Annotated in this window: 14 protein-coding genes; 10 read left to right on the forward strand and 4 right to left on the reverse strand. The window is 61.9% G+C overall.

Annotation, left to right across the window (positions count from 1 at the left end):
* Nucleotides 1-18: 18 nt before the first annotated feature.
* A complete protein-coding gene (locus AC5RWO_RS19940; protein WP_498733464.1) occupies nucleotides 19-1,959 on the reverse strand; it encodes a M13 family metallopeptidase in 1,941 nt (646 codons plus the stop codon).
* Nucleotides 1,960-2,170: 211 nt separating this feature from the next.
* Between AC5RWO_RS19940 and leuA the strand changes: the two genes are divergently transcribed.
* The 3 genes from leuA (at nucleotide 2,171) to AC5RWO_RS19955 (ending at nucleotide 5,573) form a co-directional block, all read left to right on the forward strand.
* Complete coding sequence (gene leuA / locus AC5RWO_RS19945; RefSeq protein ID WP_498733466.1) at nucleotides 2,171-3,925, forward strand: 2-isopropylmalate synthase; 1,755 nt, start codon at nucleotides 2,171-2,173, stop codon at nucleotides 3,923-3,925.
* A gap of 95 nt (nucleotides 3,926-4,020) precedes the next feature.
* Nucleotides 4,021-4,773 (forward strand): DNA repair protein RecO, encoded by a 753-nt coding sequence (recO, locus tag AC5RWO_RS19950; RefSeq protein ID WP_498733468.1) that lies wholly within the window; start codon nucleotides 4,021-4,023, stop codon nucleotides 4,771-4,773.
* Complete coding sequence (locus AC5RWO_RS19955; protein WP_498733470.1) at nucleotides 4,770-5,573, forward strand: isoprenyl transferase; 804 nt, start codon at nucleotides 4,770-4,772, stop codon at nucleotides 5,571-5,573. Before recO ends, AC5RWO_RS19955 begins: the two co-directional genes overlap by 4 nt.
* Here the strand turns inward: AC5RWO_RS19955 and AC5RWO_RS19960 are convergent.
* Complete coding sequence (locus tag AC5RWO_RS19960) at nucleotides 5,570-6,637, reverse strand: alpha/beta hydrolase (protein ID WP_498733472.1); 1,068 nt, start codon at nucleotides 6,635-6,637, stop codon at nucleotides 5,570-5,572. The two genes, AC5RWO_RS19955 and AC5RWO_RS19960, sit on opposite strands and share 4 nt — an antisense overlap.
* Nucleotides 6,638-6,722: 85 nt before the next feature.
* On the opposite strand from AC5RWO_RS19960, the gene AC5RWO_RS19965 reads away from it, so the two are divergent.
* Nucleotides 6,723-7,802 carry a quinone-dependent dihydroorotate dehydrogenase gene (locus tag AC5RWO_RS19965; RefSeq protein ID WP_498733474.1) on the forward strand — a complete coding sequence of 360 codons (1,080 nt, stop codon included), beginning with the start codon at nucleotides 6,723-6,725 and terminating at the stop codon, nucleotides 7,800-7,802.
* A gap of 130 nt (nucleotides 7,803-7,932) precedes the next feature.
* Here the strand turns inward: AC5RWO_RS19965 and AC5RWO_RS19970 are convergent, their stop codons facing one another.
* On the reverse strand, nucleotides 7,933-8,526 hold the full coding sequence (locus tag AC5RWO_RS19970; RefSeq protein WP_498733476.1) for a DUF3043 domain-containing protein: 594 nt from the start codon (nucleotides 8,524-8,526) through the stop codon (nucleotides 7,933-7,935).
* A 61-nt stretch (nucleotides 8,527-8,587) separates the two neighbouring features.
* Here AC5RWO_RS19970 and AC5RWO_RS19975 point away from each other — a divergent pair, with 61 nt between their 5' ends.
* The 6 genes from AC5RWO_RS19975 to AC5RWO_RS20000 all read left to right on the forward strand — a co-directional run bounded on the left by AC5RWO_RS19975 (nucleotide 8,588) and on the right by AC5RWO_RS20000 (nucleotide 14,742).
* The gene (locus tag AC5RWO_RS19975) at nucleotides 8,588-10,012 is read left to right on the forward strand and encodes a dipeptidase (RefSeq protein WP_498733477.1); all 1,425 of its coding nucleotides are present in this window, start codon (nucleotides 8,588-8,590) and stop codon (nucleotides 10,010-10,012) included.
* 157 nt (nucleotides 10,013-10,169) lie between these two features.
* Nucleotides 10,170-10,556, forward strand: a complete 387-nt coding sequence (locus AC5RWO_RS19980; protein ID WP_074702333.1) for a HesB/IscA family protein — start codon at nucleotides 10,170-10,172, stop codon at nucleotides 10,554-10,556.
* A 191-nt stretch (nucleotides 10,557-10,747) separates the two neighbouring features.
* Nucleotides 10,748-11,593, forward strand: coding sequence for an aa3-type cytochrome oxidase subunit II (ctaC, locus tag AC5RWO_RS19985; protein WP_498733479.1), 846 nt, complete (start codon nucleotides 10,748-10,750; stop codon nucleotides 11,591-11,593).
* An 18-nt stretch (nucleotides 11,594-11,611) separates the two neighbouring features.
* A complete protein-coding gene (gene ctaD / locus AC5RWO_RS19990; RefSeq protein WP_498733481.1) occupies nucleotides 11,612-13,339 on the forward strand; it encodes an aa3-type cytochrome oxidase subunit I in 1,728 nt (575 codons plus the stop codon).
* 3 nt (nucleotides 13,340-13,342) lie between these two features.
* Complete coding sequence (locus AC5RWO_RS19995) at nucleotides 13,343-13,744, forward strand: cytochrome c oxidase subunit 4 (RefSeq protein ID WP_498733483.1); 402 nt, start codon at nucleotides 13,343-13,345, stop codon at nucleotides 13,742-13,744.
* A 209-nt stretch (nucleotides 13,745-13,953) separates the two neighbouring features.
* Nucleotides 13,954-14,742, forward strand: coding sequence for a GntR family transcriptional regulator (locus tag AC5RWO_RS20000; RefSeq protein WP_498733485.1), 789 nt, complete (start codon nucleotides 13,954-13,956; stop codon nucleotides 14,740-14,742).
* 279 nt (nucleotides 14,743-15,021) lie between these two features.
* On the opposite strand, the gene qcrB is transcribed toward AC5RWO_RS20000, so the two are convergent.
* A complete protein-coding gene (qcrB, locus tag AC5RWO_RS20005; RefSeq protein WP_498733487.1) occupies nucleotides 15,022-16,698 on the reverse strand; it encodes a cytochrome bc1 complex cytochrome b subunit in 1,677 nt (558 codons plus the stop codon).

A 16,698-nucleotide genomic window follows, 5' to 3' on the forward strand; every position in this document is an offset into this window, starting at 1 on the left:
TTTATGGGGCCAGAGCGGTCACCAGATCCGTACGCGCTCCGATGGAGCGAGCCATAGTTCGTCGCCCTCGCTAACCGAGAAGGCGTCATGGAACTCGTCCATGTTGCGCACGATCTGGTTGCAGCGGAATTCGTTCGGTGAGTGCGGATCGATGGTCAACCGCCGTACCGATTCTTCGGTCCTGATCTTCTGGCGCCAGCATTCGGCCCACGAATAGAAGAACCTCTGGTCGCCGGAGAGACCGTCAATCTCGGGCGCCGGCTCCCCGTTAAGGCTCAGCCGGTACGCCTTGAACGCAATGATCAGACCACCGAGATCGCCGATGTTTTCGCCCAGTGTCAGTTCGCCGTTGACGGTATTGCCGGGGGCTTCTTCCGGGCTCAGGACCGAGAATTGGTCCACCAGGCGGGAGGTGAGCTGCTCAAATGCTTCCCGGTCGCCGTCTGTCCACCAGTTGCGCAGCGCGCCCGTGCCGTCGTACTGCGAACCCATGTCGTCGAACCCGTGACCGATTTCGTGGCCGATGACGGCGCCGATGGCCCCGTAGTTCGCCGCCATGTCTGCATCCGCATCGAAGAACGGCGGCTGGAGGATGGCCGCGGGGAACACGATCTCATTCATCGTCGGCATGTAGTAAGCATTGACCGTCTGCGGAGTCATGTGCCACTCCTCGGCGTCAATCGGGCCTTCCAGTTTCGCCAGGTTGCGGCGGACCTCGAAAGCATTCGCCTCCAGCACGTTCTGCCACACATCATAACCGGCGGCGAAACCGGAGTAGTCGATCCATTTGGTTGGGTAGCCGATTTTCGTCCGGAAGGCCGCAAGCTTTTCCAGCGCGCGCTCAATCGTCTCTGCACTGAGCCAGGACAGGGAGGTGATGCTCTGCCGGTACGCCTCGATCAGATTGGCGACCAGTTCCTCCATCCGCTGCTTGTGTGCCGGTGGGAAATGCCGGTCCACGTATTCGCGGCCGATAGCTTCTCCCAAAGCGCCTTCCACGAACGCCACGCCCCGCCTCCAGCGTTCTTTCAGTTCCGGAATGCCGCTCAGCGTCTTGCCGTAAAAACTGAAGTGGGTGTCAACCGCCTCCGCGTGCAGGTAGGGTGCCGCCGCGGTCAGCGCCTGCAGCCGGAACCAGGATTTCCAGACTTCCAAGGGCTCATCTTCGAGCAAGCTGCCAAGCGTCTTCACGAAATCCGGCTGGCACACCACGACTTCGCTCACGTCCTTGCCCTCCGCGCCCAGGCCGGCAAGCCACGACCGGACCCAGGGCAAGGCTTCGGAGAGCTCGCCTACAGTGCGGAGGTTGTACGTCTTTTGCGGATCACGGCAGGAGACCTTGTCCATGTGCCCGGCCGCCAGCTTGTGCTCGAGCGAGATCGCGGCGTCCGCTTCGCCGGAATCGAATCCGGCCAGTTGCAGCAGCCGGACGGCGTAGGCGTGGTAAGCGGTCCGGATGTCGGCAAAATCCTCGTCGCGGTAATAGGCCTCGTCCGGCAGTCCCAGTCCCGACTGATAGAGGTAGACGAGATAGCGGGTGGGATCTCCGGCGTCGTTATTGACAAAGAACGCCAGCGGGAAGGCTGCCCCGTTGCGGGTGAACTCCGGCAGCAGCGCCAGCAGCGCGTCCCGGTCCGAAACGGCGTCGATAGCGTCGAGTTGCGGCTGGACCGGTGCGAACTTCTTCGATTCGATCGTCTTCGTATCCATAAATCCTGAATAGAGCAGGCCGATCTTGCCAGCCGGTGACTGCGGGCCAGGGCTGGTTGCCGACTCTTCGACGATCTCGCGCACAGCGGCTTCCGATGCATCCCGCAGGGCGGTGAACGACCCTTCCAACGGCCGGTCCGCCCGGATGACTGTCTCCGAGAGCCATTTCCCGTTAACGTGCCGGAATAGATCATCCTGCGGACGGACCGCGGGATCAACGTGGGTCAGGGCAATGCCGGAATGAACCAAGGCAAACTTCCTTTCGTAACGGACCGCTGACACGGTTTCCCCTTCATCCTACGCACCGTGCTAATGTGAAATTGTGCGCGCAGATCTGCTTCTTCTTAGCTGCCGCGGCGAGGCCACGCGAACTTCTGTTTGACAGGCCGAACCCTCGCTGCGGAGTTCGTGTTGCCCGGCCAAAATCTCAAAAAGAACTCTGAAGAAAAGGCCAACGAACATGCGTAACGCACAGAAGCCCTCCGGAATGCCCATCCATAAGTACGTTCCGTTCCAGGACCAGATCACCGTTGAACTGCCCGACCGCACCTGGCCGGACAAACTGATCACCGCCGCCCCGCGCTGGTGCGCTGTGGACCTGCGCGATGGCAACCAGGCCCTGATCGACCCGATGAGCCCCGAACGCAAGCACAAGATGTTCGACCTGCTGGTGCGCATGGGCTACAAGGAGATCGAAGTAGGATTCCCCTCCGCCTCCCAGCTGGACTTCGACTTTGTCCGCCAGCTGATCGAAGGCGACCGGATTCCGGACGACGTGACCATACAGGTGCTGACCCAGTCCCGCGAGCACCTGATCGAGCGGACGTACCAGTCCCTGGAAGGCGCCGACCGTGCCATCGTCCACCTCTATAACTCCACTTCCGTCCTGCAGCGCCGCGTGGTCTTCAACCAGGACATGGACGGCATCGTCGATATTGCCCTGCAGGGCGCACGGCTGTGCCGGAAGTACGAAGAGGGCCTGAAGGGCACCGAGGTGACCTACGAGTACTCGCCGGAGTCCTACACGGGCACCGAGCTTGAGTTCGCGGCCCGGATCTGCAACGCCGTCACCGATGTTTTCGAAATGTCGCCCGACCGCAATGTCATCCTGAACCTGCCGGCCACCGTCGAAATGGCCACCCCCAACGTTTACGCGGATTCCATCGAATGGATGTCCCGGAATCTGAACAACCGCGAAAACGTCATTCTCTCGCTGCACCCGCACAACGACCGGGGTACCGGCGTGGCCGCCGCCGAACTGGGTTACCTGGCCGGTGCGGACCGCATCGAAGGCTGCCTGTTCGGCAACGGAGAGCGGACCGGCAACGTGGACCTGGTGACGCTGGGCCTGAACCTGTTCAGCCAGGGCATCGACCCGATGATCGACTTCTCGAACATCGACGAGATCCGCCGCACAGTGGAGTACTGCAACCAGTTGCCGGTGCCCGAGCGTTCGCCCTACGGCGGCGACCTCGTCTTCACGGCGTTCTCGGGCTCCCATCAGGACGCCATCAAAAAGGGCTTCGAGGCCATGGAGAAGGATGCCGCCGCCGTCGAAAAGACGGTTGACGAGATTCCCTGGGCCGTTCCTTACCTGCCGGTTGATCCCAAGGACCTGGGCCGCAGCTACGAGGCAGTCATCCGCGTCAACTCCCAGTCGGGGAAGGGTGGTGTGGCGTACCTGCTCAAGAACGAACACAGCCTGGACCTGCCGCGCCGTGCCCAGATCGAGTTCTCCGGCGTCATCCAGCGGCGGACCGACACGGTCGGCGGCGAAGTCAGCGGCGCGCAGTTGTGGGAAGTCTTTACTGACGAATACCTGCCGACGCCGGAGCGCGTCTGGGGCCGGTACTCGCTCGGCTCGGTCAAGACGGACACGGCCGAGGACGGTTCAACGCACCTGACGGCGACGATGGTCATCGACGGCGTGCAGCACCGGCGCAGCGGGGAAGGAAACGGCCCGATCGCGGCCCTGCTGGATATCTTCAGCCAGGACGGCGTGGATCTGCGGGTCCTGGATTACACCGAACATGCGCTCTCCGAGGGCGGCAACGCACGGGCTGCGGCCTACGTGGAATGCGCCGTGGGGGAACGCGTGCTGTGGGGCGTCGGTATCGACACAAATACCACGATGGCTTCGCTGAAAGCCGTGATCTCGGCAGTCAACCGCGCGGTGCGGGACGCCGCGGCTACTTCCCCCGCCGCCGCCAGCTGACACGCGCCGGCCGAGATTGATGCAACCGGCTCCCCGGGCCGACCTGGCTCCGTGCTGTTGTGCGGAGCCGGGTCCGCCGGTGGGACAATAGCTACGTGTCCAACAGATCCTTTGCCTCCCGCACCTACCGGGACGAAGGCGTTATCCTCCGCACGCACAAGCTCGGCGAGGCAGACCGCATCATTATCCTGCTGACCAAACGCCATGGCCAGGTCCGGGCGGTTGCCAAGGGAGTGCGCCGCACGAGCAGCAAATTCGGTGCGATGCTGGAGCCTTTCATGGTGACGGACCTGCAGTTGGTGAAGGGGCGGAATCTCGACATCGTGACGCAGGCCCAGATGCTGGGGCCGTACGGGCGGGACATTGCCGCCGACTATCGAAAGTACACCTCGGCAGCCGTTATCTGCGAGACTGCCGAGAAACTGACCGATATCGACGGGGAGTCCACCTCCGCGCACTATGCGCTCGTCATCGGTGCGTTGTCGGCGCTAAGCCGCAACGTCCATGCACCCGAACTGATCCTGGATTCTTACTTGCTGCGGGCACTCGCCACAGCCGGCTGGGCTCCGAGCTTTACGGACTGCGCGCGTTGCGGAGAGCCAGGGCCGCACGGTGCCTTTTCGGCCCCGCTGGGCGGTGCGGTGTGCCATGGCTGCCGGCCGCCGGGCTCGGCGTCACCCGCACCGGCTACGATGACGCTGCTGGCAGCTTTGCTGAGCGCCGACTGGCCCGCGGCAGACAGTTCCGTGACCGGGGCCCGGAACGAGGCGGCCGGGCTGGTCGCCGCCTATCTGCAGTGGCATCTGGAACGATCCCTGAAGTCCCTCAAACACGTGGAGAGAGTGTGAGTCATAAAACCCCGCGCAGTCCCGATCCGCACCCTTCGGGCGCCACGCCGCCGGCGGTTCCGGCAACATTCGTACCTGAGCACGTGGCGATCGTGATGGATGGAAACGGCCGCTGGGCGAACCAGCGGGGATTGCCCCGCACCGAAGGCCACCGGGCGGGTGAAGCAGCACTGCTCGACGTTATGGCGGGTGCCATCGAGATCGGGGTCAAGCACGTTAGCGTCTACGCTTTTTCGACGGAGAACTGGAAGCGCTCTCCGGATGAAGTGCGTTTCCTGATGGGGTTCAGCAAAGACGTGCTGCGCCGTCAGCGGGACCAGCTCGATGAGTGGGGTGTCCGCATCCGCTGGTCCGGCCGGCGACCCCGGCTCTGGCAGTCCGTTGTCAAGGAACTCGAGGTGGCTGAACAGCAGACCATCGGCAACAGCACCTGCACGTTGAACATGTGTGTGAACTATGGTGGCCGCGCCGAGATCGCCGATGCAGCCAAAGCCATTGCGGCCGACGTCGCTGCCGGCCGGCTGAAGGCGTCGTCGGTCTCGGAGAAGACCATCGGGCGATATCTGGACGAACCGGACCTGCCCGACGTGGATCTGTTCCTGCGCACCTCCGGCGAGCAGCGGTTCTCCAACTTCATGCTCTGGCAGTCCGCCTACGCCGAAATGGTCTTTATGGACACTCTGTGGCCGGACGTGGACCGGAGGACGCTCTGGGAAGCCATCGAGATTTATGCCCGCCGGGACCGCCGTTACGGTGGCGCAGTGGACGCGGCGAAACCGGCGGGGCGGACGGCACGCTAGCCGCCCAGCACGTAGGCTTTGATCCACCGTTCGAGCCGGCGGTATGCATCCGTCCGGACCTCGGATTTGGAGAGAAAGACGTCGTGCAGGGCAGAATCGATCCGCTCGACGGTCACGCTTGAGCCGAGCTTGACGGCGCTGGCGGCCATTGTCTCGACGTCAAGGACTGCATCTGCAGACTTCATTTCCTCATGCCACAAGGGGCCGTAGACGCTCCTGGCAGATGTCAGCACGAGGATGGGTACGTCAATGTTGAGGCCTTTGTCCACGGCGGCCTGTCCCTGCCAGATGGCGCTAAGCCAGCCGGCCCGGACGGGAAATGAGTACTGCGGGCGCATCTTCGGGTCCAGATCCCATTCTCCCTCGGCCTCGCTGCTGATGCTGCGCCAGTAGAAACCGCGGGCCGGGAGCCGGATTTCGGCTTCCGGCCTGATCCGTGAAATCGGATCGATGACGGTGGCGGCAGCCCGGCGTACCAGGGAGCTCCGGTGCATTTCTAGCCAGGGGCTGTTCAGTACCAGGGCGTGCACGGCGCCCGGATTGCGGTCCGTCCACAACGCCGCCACCAGACCGCCGGTGGAATGGCCCATCAGGATGGTCTTCACCACGCCAGGCTGCAGGTCCAGCCGGGAGGCGGTGTCCTCCCGCACGGCATCCATTGCGGCTGCTATCTCGCCGTCGTAGTCGGCAAGGTCGCTGGCATACCCAGCCAGGTCGCCCGCGCCCGCGGTCCTCGCGCCGGGATCCGCACCTTCGGGGGCGGGAGCGCCTTCGTCGTTCTCTTCCTGCTCAGCAATGCGCAGATTACGCCCGTGGTTGTGGACGTCTAGCGCGTAGAAGGAAATGCCTTGCCGGTGCCAGAAAGCGGCGAGTTCGGCATTGAAGAAGTAGTCGCTCCAACCGTGCAGGTACAGCACGGCCTGTGGACCGGGCGGTATGCCCGATGCCTCGGGCAGGTGCCGGACAAGCGTTGCACGCCGGCGGCCGCCGTCAGCGGCCGGCACCTCCAAAGTCGCCGATTCAAAACCCGCGCCGAGAATGTCCTCGGTCCAGACCGTTGGCATGCGGCTCCTTCCACTTCTTGCACTCATGCTAAGCCTTTCACCCGGCTGGTTTGGTTGCCGGGGCAATTACCGTAAAACTAGGATCATGCGCCTGTACCCCCTGTTCTTTCGTGCCGCCTTTTCCTGGATGGATCCCGAGCGTGCCCACACCATCGGCTTCCGGCTGATCCGTCTGGCCCACAGTGCCGGTGCCGGCTCCCTGCTGCGGCGTCTGACCGCCCCCGACGCTTCGCTGCGGACCCAGGCGTTGGGCCTGTCGTTCCCGTCGCCCTTCGGCCTGGCGGCGGGCTTTGATAAGGAAGGCCACGGCATCGAAGCGCTGTTCGACCTGGGCTTCGGCTGCGTCGAAGTCGGCACCATCACGGGCTCAGCCCAGCCTGGGAATCCTCGTCCGAGGCTTTTCCGGCTGGTTGAGGACAGGGCGGTAATCAACCGCATGGGCTTCAACAACGACGGCGCAGCGGCAGTTGGACCGCGCATTTCCGCGGCACAGCGGTCGCTGCAGCGCCGCCTGGGCACCAGCCGTCCCGTGATCGGCGTGAATATCGGCAAAACCAAGACGGTGGAACTCGATGACGCGGTGGAGGATTATCTGAAGAGCACCCGCTTGCTCGCGCCCAACGCCGATTATCTGGTGGTCAACGTCAGTTCGCCCAACACTCCGGGACTGCGGTTGCTGCAGAGCGTTGACACGTTGCGGCCGCTGCTGAAGGCCGTGGGGGAGACGGCCGATTCCGTGGCTCGCAGGCATGTGCCGCTGCTGGTCAAGATTGCTCCCGATCTGAGCGACGAAGATATCGACGACGTGGCGCGTCTAGCGCTCGAGCTGAAACTGGACGGCATCATCGCCACCAACACCACAATTTCGCGTGATGGCTTGAAGTCCGACGCCGACAAAGTCGCCTCCTGTGGCGCCGGAGGCCTTTCCGGCGCCCCTCTTAAGCGACGATCCGTTGCGGTGCTGCGGCGGCTGCGGACCGCCGTCGGGGATTCGTTGACGCTGGTAGCCGTCGGGGGAGTCGAAACGGCGGAAGATGTGCAGGAGCGGTTGGACGCCGGCGCTACCTTGGTCCAGGGCTACACCGCGTTTCTTTATGAAGGTCCGTTCTGGGCCGCCCGTATCAACCGCGATCTGGCACGCAGCCGCAAGGCAGCCGCAGTTTAGCTGCCAGCGGCTCCCAATCGCTGACTGGCCGGTTGAAGCGCCTGCGCCGCCTGGGAGCTGGGGGCGGTTAAAATACCGGGGGCCGGATCGTCATGGTCCGGCCCCCGGGAGGTTTTACTGGGGTGGTCGCCTAAGAGGGGTACTGGCCGCGCTTAACCTGCGGCTTGGGCAGACGCATCCGGCGCAACTGCAGTCCGCGCATCACGCCGTACCAAACGGCGCCGCGTTCCGACTCCCCGAACTTTGCCACCAACCGCTTCTTGAGCTGGCGTCCCAGGATAAAGGCGTCAATCGCGACGCAGGCGAGCAGAATCCAGAAACCGACCAGAATGATGGCCTGGACGTTCAGGTCGCGAATGAAGCTGAGTACAACGAAGATCAGTGCGAACACGATCAGGAACTCGCCGAGGACCCAACGGGCGTCAACGAAGTCGCGGACGAAGCGCTTCTGCGGCCCCTTGTCGCGGAACGGCAGATGGCGCTCGTCCCCGGTGTCCATGGCCTGGCGCATACGGATCCGTTCTTCGCGCTGCGCATCCCGGCTGGCGGCCCGTGCCGCTTTACGGTCGTTCGGAACGAGCGGACGCTTGCGCGCGGCTTCCTGGGCCTTCCGTTTGGGCGTCGGCGCGCCTTTGCCCGGCACCTGGTCCCGTTCAGGGACGGCCTGGGCCTGCTGGTCTACGGTTTCCTGGGGCGAGGGAGCCTCTTTTTTTCGTCCAAACACCCCTACAGAATACCTTGCAGTCCTTGCCGCCCGTGCCGCGGCCGAGGGTAGGGTGGCCGGTATGACAAGTCCTTCTGATTCCGGCCATCATCCGGCGGCAACAGGCGCTCAGCCTGTCGACATCGACGCCCTCGCCGGGGCAGTCGACGCCAGGATGGGCCAGACCATTATGTCCTTGAAAGAACTCGTCGCCATACCAGGCATCGCCTGGGAGGCGTTCGACCCGGCCGAGCTGGCAACCAGTGCCGAAACCGTTGCCGAACTGATACGCGGCCTGGGCCTGACCGACGTACAGATCCTCAGTCTTTTCAACGGAGAGACCGAAGGTGGTCCCGCTGTGGTGGCCCGGCGTCCGGCCGCCCCAGGCAAACCCACAGTCCTCTTGTACGCGCACCATGATGTCCAACCCCCTGGGGACCCGGCGCTTTGGAAAACCGAACCCTTCGCCGCAACCGAAAAGGACGGGCGGCTCTTCGGCAGAGGCGCGGCCGATGATAAGGCCGGCATCATGGTCCATGTCGCATCTCTGGAGGCGCTGCTGGCGACAATGGGGGAAGACTTCGGCGTCGGCGTCACGTTCTTCATCGAAGGGGAGGAAGAAGCAGGTTCCCCGACGTTCCGCACGTTTCTGGAAACGCACCAGGAACTGCTCCGCGCGGACATCATCATCGTCGCCGACTCAGCCAACTGGAAAGTAGGGGTACCTGCCCTCACCACGAGCCTGCGCGGGCTGGTAGACGGGGTTATCGACCTGCGGGTACTGGAACACGCCGTGCACTCGGGTATGTTCGGCGGACCCTTGCTGGATGCGCCCACGCTCATGGCTCGGCTCATTTCGACCTTCCACGACGACGCCGGTGAAGTGGCCATCGAGGGACTTGTCTCGGCGGGGCCCGCGACCGTGGACTATCCCGAGGAAGATTTCCGTCGGGACAGTTCGGTACTGGAGTCAGTGCAGCTGGCAGGGACAGGAAGCATCGCAGACCGGCTCTGGAACAAGCCGGCGCTGTCGGTCATTGGCATGGACGTGCCAAGCGTGGCATTGAGCTCCAACACTCTCTTGCCCTCCGCGCGCGCAAAAATCAGTGTGCGGCTGGCGCCTGGCCAGGATCCTGATGCAGCCATGGAAGCCATTGCCGCCCATGTCGGCAACCATGCTCCCTTCGGGGCTGAAGTGTCCTTTGTACCCGGGGAACGAGGCAACGCATTCGCCACCGACACAAACGCCTCGGCTGCCCAGGCCGCGCTCTGGGCACTTGGAACAGCGTGGAATACACAGCCGGTCGAGGCGGGCATGGGAGGGTCAATACCATTCATCGCTGATCTGACCGAGCTGTTTCCGCAGGCGCAGATCCTGATTACGGGCGTCGAAGATCCCGATTCACGCGCCCATTCTGCGAACGAATCGCTCCATCTGGGTGATTTCCGCAATGCGGTGCTGGCCGAGGCGCTGTTGCTGGCACGCCTAAACGTTGCCGGCCAATGAATCGGTTCGTATCGGCTTCGCGGAAGCCGCCATCACGGCCGCAGATTGGCCGGTTGCCCGAAATAACTGCCCGGGTCGTAACATAGAAGGGGAGCCAGAGCACCGCTGAGTGATAGCAGCAGGTCACCTGCTGGCCAGTCAAAGATAAGGAATAGCAATGAGTGAAACCACCAGCACTGCAACCGACACCACAACCCAGACCGAGGCTGAACTGCCTACGCACGAGGTTGCCCTGAGCGACGTTGCAGCCGGCAAGGTCCGCAGTCTGCTCGAACAGGAGGGCCGCACAGATCTTCGTCTGCGCGTTGCCGTACAGCCCGGCGGATGTTCGGGGCTCATTTACCAGCTCTACTTCGACGAGCGCATGCTGGACGGGGACGCAGTGCGCGACTTCGATGGTGTTGAGGTCATCGTGGACAAGATGAGTGTTCCTTACCTCAGCGGTGCTTCGATCGACTTCGAGGACACCATTTCCAAGCAGGGCTTCACCATCGATAACCCGAATGCCGGTGGGTCCTGTGCCTGTGGAGACTCGTTCCACTAGAACGGGCCCTGTAGGCGGCCCGAGGGCCGGGATCCGACGCCGACGCACGGAGGCAATCTGTCACATCCACGTCATCGGTGAGGGTAAGCTCTACAGTGAGTAGTAAAACTGAATATGCGTGCGCGGTCTCAGCGCGGAAATCTCCGTGCCGCGTGCGCATCACTTGCACGAAACAAGAGGAAGGGCCGTCTGTGAGTTCGCACGACCGAACCGGCAGTCGGCGCGCCAGGATCACCAAGGCTACGGGCCTTGGCGCAGTGGGCGCGCTGTTGTTGACGGGATGTTCAGAAGAAGTCCGAATGGGATGGTTGCCCACTGAACGGGGTACAACCAACCACTCCGATCGGATCATCGATTTGTGGGTGAACTCCTGGATTGCCGCACTGGCCATCGGCGTCATCACTTGGGGCCTGATTATCTGGTGCATCGTGGCGTACCGCCGCCGGAAGAACGAGACGGGTTACCCGCGCCAGATCAGCTACAACCTGCCGTTGGAAATCTTCTACACGGCTGTACCGTTGGTCATGGTTATGGTGCTGTTCTACTTCACCGAAAAGGACATGAGCGCCATCACGGCCCGGGAGGACAACCCGGACCAGATCATCGATATCCGCGGTAAGCAGTGGTCCTGGGACTTTAACTACGTCACGGAAGACAAGTACTTCTCAGGCGTTCAGGCACATCTGACCGGCGAAACCGGTATCCCGGAGACTCTGCCCACTCTTTACCTGCCGGTGAACCAGAGCGTAGAGCTGCAGCTCAACTCCCGCGACGTCATCCACTCCTTCTGGGTACCTGCGTTCCTGCAGAAGGTGGACATGATCCCGGGCAAGACCAACTACATTACGTTGACTCCTCAGCGTGAAGGCGTCTTTGATGGAAAGTGCGCCGAACTTTGCGGCGAATACCATTCGGAAATGCTGTTCCGCGTGGAGGTCGTCTCCGAGGCCGAATTCGAGCAGCGCATGAGCGAGCTTGAAGACGGTCAGATCGGTGAGGAATATGACCGTAACCCGTACGCCGAATCGGCTGAGTAAGGAAGGCAGGGAGAACTAGTGTCTACTTACGAGTACACCGCCGATGAAACCGGCACCACAGTAGCGCCGCGCGTCGTTCCCCGCTCCAAGGGACGCATCGTCGTCAACTGGATCACTTCGACTGACCACAAGACCATCGGGTACATGTACCTGATTGCGTCGTTCATCTTCTTCTGCCTCGGCGGCGTGATGGCGCTGGTCATCCGTGCCGAGCTGTTCGAACCCGGTATGCAGATCCTGCAGACCAAGGAGCAGTACAACCAGCTGTTCACCATGCACGGCACGGTCATGCTGCTGATGTTCGCAACGCCGCTGTTCGCCGGCTTTGCCAATGTGATCATGCCGCTTCAGATCGGTGCACCGGATGTTGCCTTCCCGCGCTTGAACGCTCTGGCCTTCTGGTTCTTCCTTTTCGGCAGCACCATCGCAGTTGCTGGTTTCATTACCCCGCAGGGTGCGGCGTCCTTCGGCTGGTTTGCCTATGCGCCGCTGTCCAGCACGACGTTCTCGCCCGGCGTGGGCGGAGATCTCTGGGTCTTCGGTTTGGCGTTGTCCGGTTTCGGTACCATTCTTGGCTCGGTCAACTTCATTACCACCATCATCTGCATGCGTGCCCCGGGCATGACCATGTGGCGTATGCCGATCTTCACCTGGAACACGCTCGTCACGGCGATCCTCGTGATGATGGCGTTTCCCCCGCTGGCTGCCGCGCTGTTTGCGTTGGGAGCGGACCGACGATTTGGGGCCCACATCTTCAACCCGGAGAACGGCGGCGCCATTCTGTGGCAGCACCTTTTCTGGTTCTTCGGACACCCAGAGGTCTACATCATCGCCCTGCCGTTCTTCGGCATCGTCTCCGAGATCTTCCCGGTGTTCAGTCGCAAACCAATCTTCGGTTACAAGGGCCTTGTGTACGCGACGATTGCCATTGCTGCCTTGTCTGTTACTGTCTGGGCGCACCACATGTACGTGACCGGCTCGGTCATGCTGCCGTTCTTCGCCTTCATGACCATGCTGATCGCAGTGCCTACCGGCGTGAAATTCTTCAACTGGATCGGCACCATGTGGCGCGGATCGATCACGTTCGAGACGCCCATGCTTTGGAGCATTGGCTTCCTGGTCACCTTCCTCTTCGGCGGCCTGACCGGTATCATCCTGGCGTCACCGCCGCTGGACTTCCATGTGTCGGACACTTACTTCGTCGTCGCGCACTTCCACTATGTAGTCTTCGGAACCGTGGTCTTCGCGATGTTCGCCGGTTTCTACTTCTGGTGGCCGAAGTGGACGGGCAAGATGCTCAACGAACGCCTCGGCAAGATCCACTTCTGGCTCCTGTTCCTTGGCTTCCACGGCACCTTCCTGATCCAGCACTGGCTCGGAGTCATCGGCATGCCTCGTCGCTACGCGGACTACCTTCCCGAAGACAACTTCACGGCGATGAACCAGTTCTCCACCATCTCCTCGTTCGTGCTCGGCGCGTCCCTGATTCCGTTCTTCTGGAACGTGTACATCACGTGGCGGAATGGCAAGAAGGTCGAGGTCGACGATCCCTGGGGCTTCGGTGCGTCGCTGGAGTGGGCGACTTCCTGCCCGCCGCCGCGTCACAACTTCACGTCCTTGCCTCGGATCCGTTCCGAGCGGCCTGCCCTGGACCTGCACCATCCGGAGCTCGCTCCCAAACACACGCCGAAGCAGCCCGCTCCGGCCGCCCAGGTCTTCGGACCGGCCGACCGAGAGGATGCATAGCGCATGAAGGTTGAATCCTGGCTCTTTATCGGACTCGCTCCGTTCTTTGCGATCGTCGCCGTGGTCTACGGTTTCATGGTCGATTGGCAGGAACACGTCGGCTATCTGGCGCTGCTTCTGACGGCGGGTCTTTCAGTGATGATCGGCGGATACCTGTGGTTCACCGGCCGTCGTGTTGGTGCTCGTCCCGAGGACCGGGTGGATGCAGAAATCCACGAAGGTTCCGGCGAGCAGGGGCACTTCAGCCCCTGGAGCTGGTGGCCGCTGGTGTTGAGCCTCGCGGCTGCAACCGGCTTCCTCGGCCTGGCCGTGGGCTTCTGGATCACCTACATCGGTGTCGGCCTGTTGATCGTCGCACTTATCGGTTGGGTTTATGAATACAGCCGCGGAGATCACGCACACTAAGTGAATACTGACCAAAGGGCCCGGAGCATCATGCTCCGGGCCCTTTGGGTTTAACGGCACCGGACTGAAGCTGAATGTCCGCACATCCCGCTCGTCGCGAACGAGACACCACGTGGTTCCAGACGGGCGTGCGGCGGCAACAACATGGAGCGGTGGTCTAGACCGGGCTAGAATAGTGTCGTTGCATCGGCTCGGAGCAGGGGAGTGTCTTGGTATCTAAAGCAGCAGCGGCGATTCCCGGAGAAATCGATGATGCTTCCAGAACCTCCAAGCACGTTCAATTGCGGGAGATACTCCGGCGTCATGCGAAAGAGAATTGTGAGCCTGGGGGACCGTTTCCGTCTGAAAGGGAACTCACCGAACGTTTCGGCGTGGCACGTATGACAGTGCGACAGTCCATTGATTCGCTGGTCGCCGAGCAGGTGCTGGAACGCATCGTGGGACTGGGGACTTTCGTGAGCCAACCCAAACTGGATCTGCAGGTGAAGCTGACTTCCTACAGCGAAGAGATGCAGCGCCGCGGCATGGTCCCGGACGCACGCGTCTTGAGCTTTGAGCAGATCGGCGCCGCCCCGCTGGTTGCACGGGAGCTGCAGATCGAGGAGGGGCAGCCTGTGGTCCGTTTTCGCCGGCTGATGCTAGCCGATGGCGATCCAATGAGTGTGGATGAGAACTTCATTCCTGCCAGCCGGGTTCCTGGCATTCTGGATGATCCACCTCCCACCTCCCTCTACAACGTTCTCAGTGAGCGCTATGGGTTGGTGATGGAATGGGGCGAAGACACCATCGAAGCCACAGCAGCGCAACCATCTATAGCCAGATTGCTGAACGTCGACATCGGCGCCCCGTTGCTCAAGATTCAACGCCACGCCTATGTATCGAGGACGATGGTGGACTTTTCAATTTCGTATTATCGTGCCGACCGCTACAAGCTGTGGGTGCCTCTCCAGCGGCCTGGCGGACGGTCGCCACGCTCCTACAACGTCAAGCGGTTCTAGGGCCCTGCTAGGCCGCGGGGATGGCCTGTGAGCATATGCCTACCTGTACGCTCGCGGGGCGGAGGCTCGAGCTGAAGCGGCATTAGTGATGGGTGCCGGACCATCGAGCCATTATTCTCCGCTAACTTAATTTATGGGTTAGCGGTGGAAACCGCGCAGGTGACCAGAGTTCCATCCACGCTCCTCATCATTCGCGGTTGCCTATCCACAGACGCGTGAATTAAAACGGAGGGCGGCTCCGGACCACCGGTCCGGAGCCGCCCTCCGTTATGTTGCGGATCAGTGGCTGCTGATTTCAGCCTTGCTTTCTGCGGTTTCGACTTCGTCGTGGCCGCCATGGCTATGGGCGGCTGCGAGTTCGGCCGGTGTAACCGGAGCAACGCGGTCCTCGAAGAAGAATCGGGACAGGCGTCCACGAAGCTTCTCCGTGCCGGAGATTTTTCCATTGGCGGCTGGCTCTGCCGGCTGGACCTCTGGGGATTCGAAGCTGACCAGGCGGTGCAGCTTGTAGTCATCCAGCGGCGCATGGACCTCGATGAATTCACCGTGCGGGAGACGGACGATACGTCCGGTCTCGCGGCCATGGAGAACGATCTCCCGGTCCTTGCGCTGCAGGGCGAGGCAGATTCTCCGGGTCACAATGAACCCGATGATCGGCCCGATGAAGAACAGCGCGCGGAGCCAGTAGGTGACATCGTTCAGAGACACGAGGAAGTGTGTAGCAATGAGGTCGGAGCTGGCTGCTGCCCACATGACGCAGTACCAGATCACGCCAGCCACACCGGTTGCGGTACGGAAGGGAGCGTTGCGCGGACGGTCCAGGATGTGGTGTTCGCGGGTGTCCTTGGTTACCCAGCGTTCGATCCACGGCCATGCAAACATGAGGCCGAACAGGATTCCGGCAGGCACGAGGGCCGGGAGCAATACGTTCAGCGACAGGGTGAAGCCGCCGAAGATCACGTATTCAAACGGGAAGCCCCAGAGGACACCTGGCATGAGTCGAAGCGCACCGTCCACGAATCCGATGTACCAGTCAGGCTGAGTACCGGCGGAAACAGGGGAGGGGTCGTAGGGCCCGTAATCCCAGATCGGGAGGATCTGGAAGTTAGCTGCGATGACTGCAACCACACCGAAGACGATAAAGAAGAAACCGCCGGCCTTCGCAGCGTAGACCGGTCCGACAGGGAAGCCAACGACGTTGGTTTCCGTGCGGCCCGGGCCGGGGTACTGCGTGTGCTTGTGGATGACAACCATAAACAGGTGAATGGCGATCATCAGAAGGATCAGCGCGGGCACCACGAGAATGTGCATCACGTAGAGGCGTCCCACGATGGCCGTGCCCGGGAACTCGCCCCCGAAGATCAACATGGACAGGTAAGTACCGACGAGCGGAATCGCCTTGATAACTCCATCGATGATCCGCAGACCGTTGCCGGAGAGAAGGTCGTCCGGCAGCGAGTAACCGGTGAAGCCTGCCGCCAGAGCCAGGATCAAGAGGACACAGCCGACGACCCAGTTGAGCTCACGCGGACGACGGAAGGCGCCGGTGAAGAACACACGGAGCATGTGAACCGATACTGATGCAACGAAGAGCAGCGCAGACCAGTGATGCAGCTGGCGCATAAAGAGTCCACCGCGGATATCGAAGGAGATATCCAGGGTCGAGGCATATGCGACGGACATTTCTACACCCTTGAGGGGGACATAGGATCCGTCATATTGCGTATGTGCCATCGAGGGATCGAAGAACAGCGTCAGGAACGTTCCCGACAGCAGCAGAATGACGAAGGTGTACAGCGCAACTTCGCCGAACATGAATGACCAGTGGTCAGGGAAGATCTTGCGGCCGAATTCCTTGACGATGGATGAACCGCCAACTCGAGTATCTACGAAGTTGGTGACACGTCCGAGACTGGTTTTCGGCTGATAGGTATCAGATGATGTCGAAGCACTCAT

Source organism: Arthrobacter sp. B055-34 (assembly GCF_059090425.1).

Coding starts and splice junctions, on each gene's coding strand:
- qcrB (WP_498733487.1), bottom strand. CDS start 16,698: ATGAGTGCTTCGACATCATCTGATACCTATCAGCCGAAAACCAGTCTC.
- AC5RWO_RS19980 (WP_074702333.1), top strand. CDS start 10,170: ATGAGTGAAACCACCAGCACTGCAACCGACACCACAACCCAGACCGAG.
- AC5RWO_RS19960 (WP_498733472.1), bottom strand. CDS start 6,637: ATGCCAACGGTCTGGACCGAGGACATTCTCGGCGCGGGTTTTGAATCG.
- AC5RWO_RS19995 (WP_498733483.1), top strand. CDS start 13,343: ATGAAGGTTGAATCCTGGCTCTTTATCGGACTCGCTCCGTTCTTTGCG.
- AC5RWO_RS19965 (WP_498733474.1), top strand. CDS start 6,723: ATGCGCCTGTACCCCCTGTTCTTTCGTGCCGCCTTTTCCTGGATGGAT.
- AC5RWO_RS19975 (WP_498733477.1), top strand. CDS start 8,588: ATGACAAGTCCTTCTGATTCCGGCCATCATCCGGCGGCAACAGGCGCT.
- leuA (WP_498733466.1), top strand. CDS start 2,171: ATGCGTAACGCACAGAAGCCCTCCGGAATGCCCATCCATAAGTACGTT.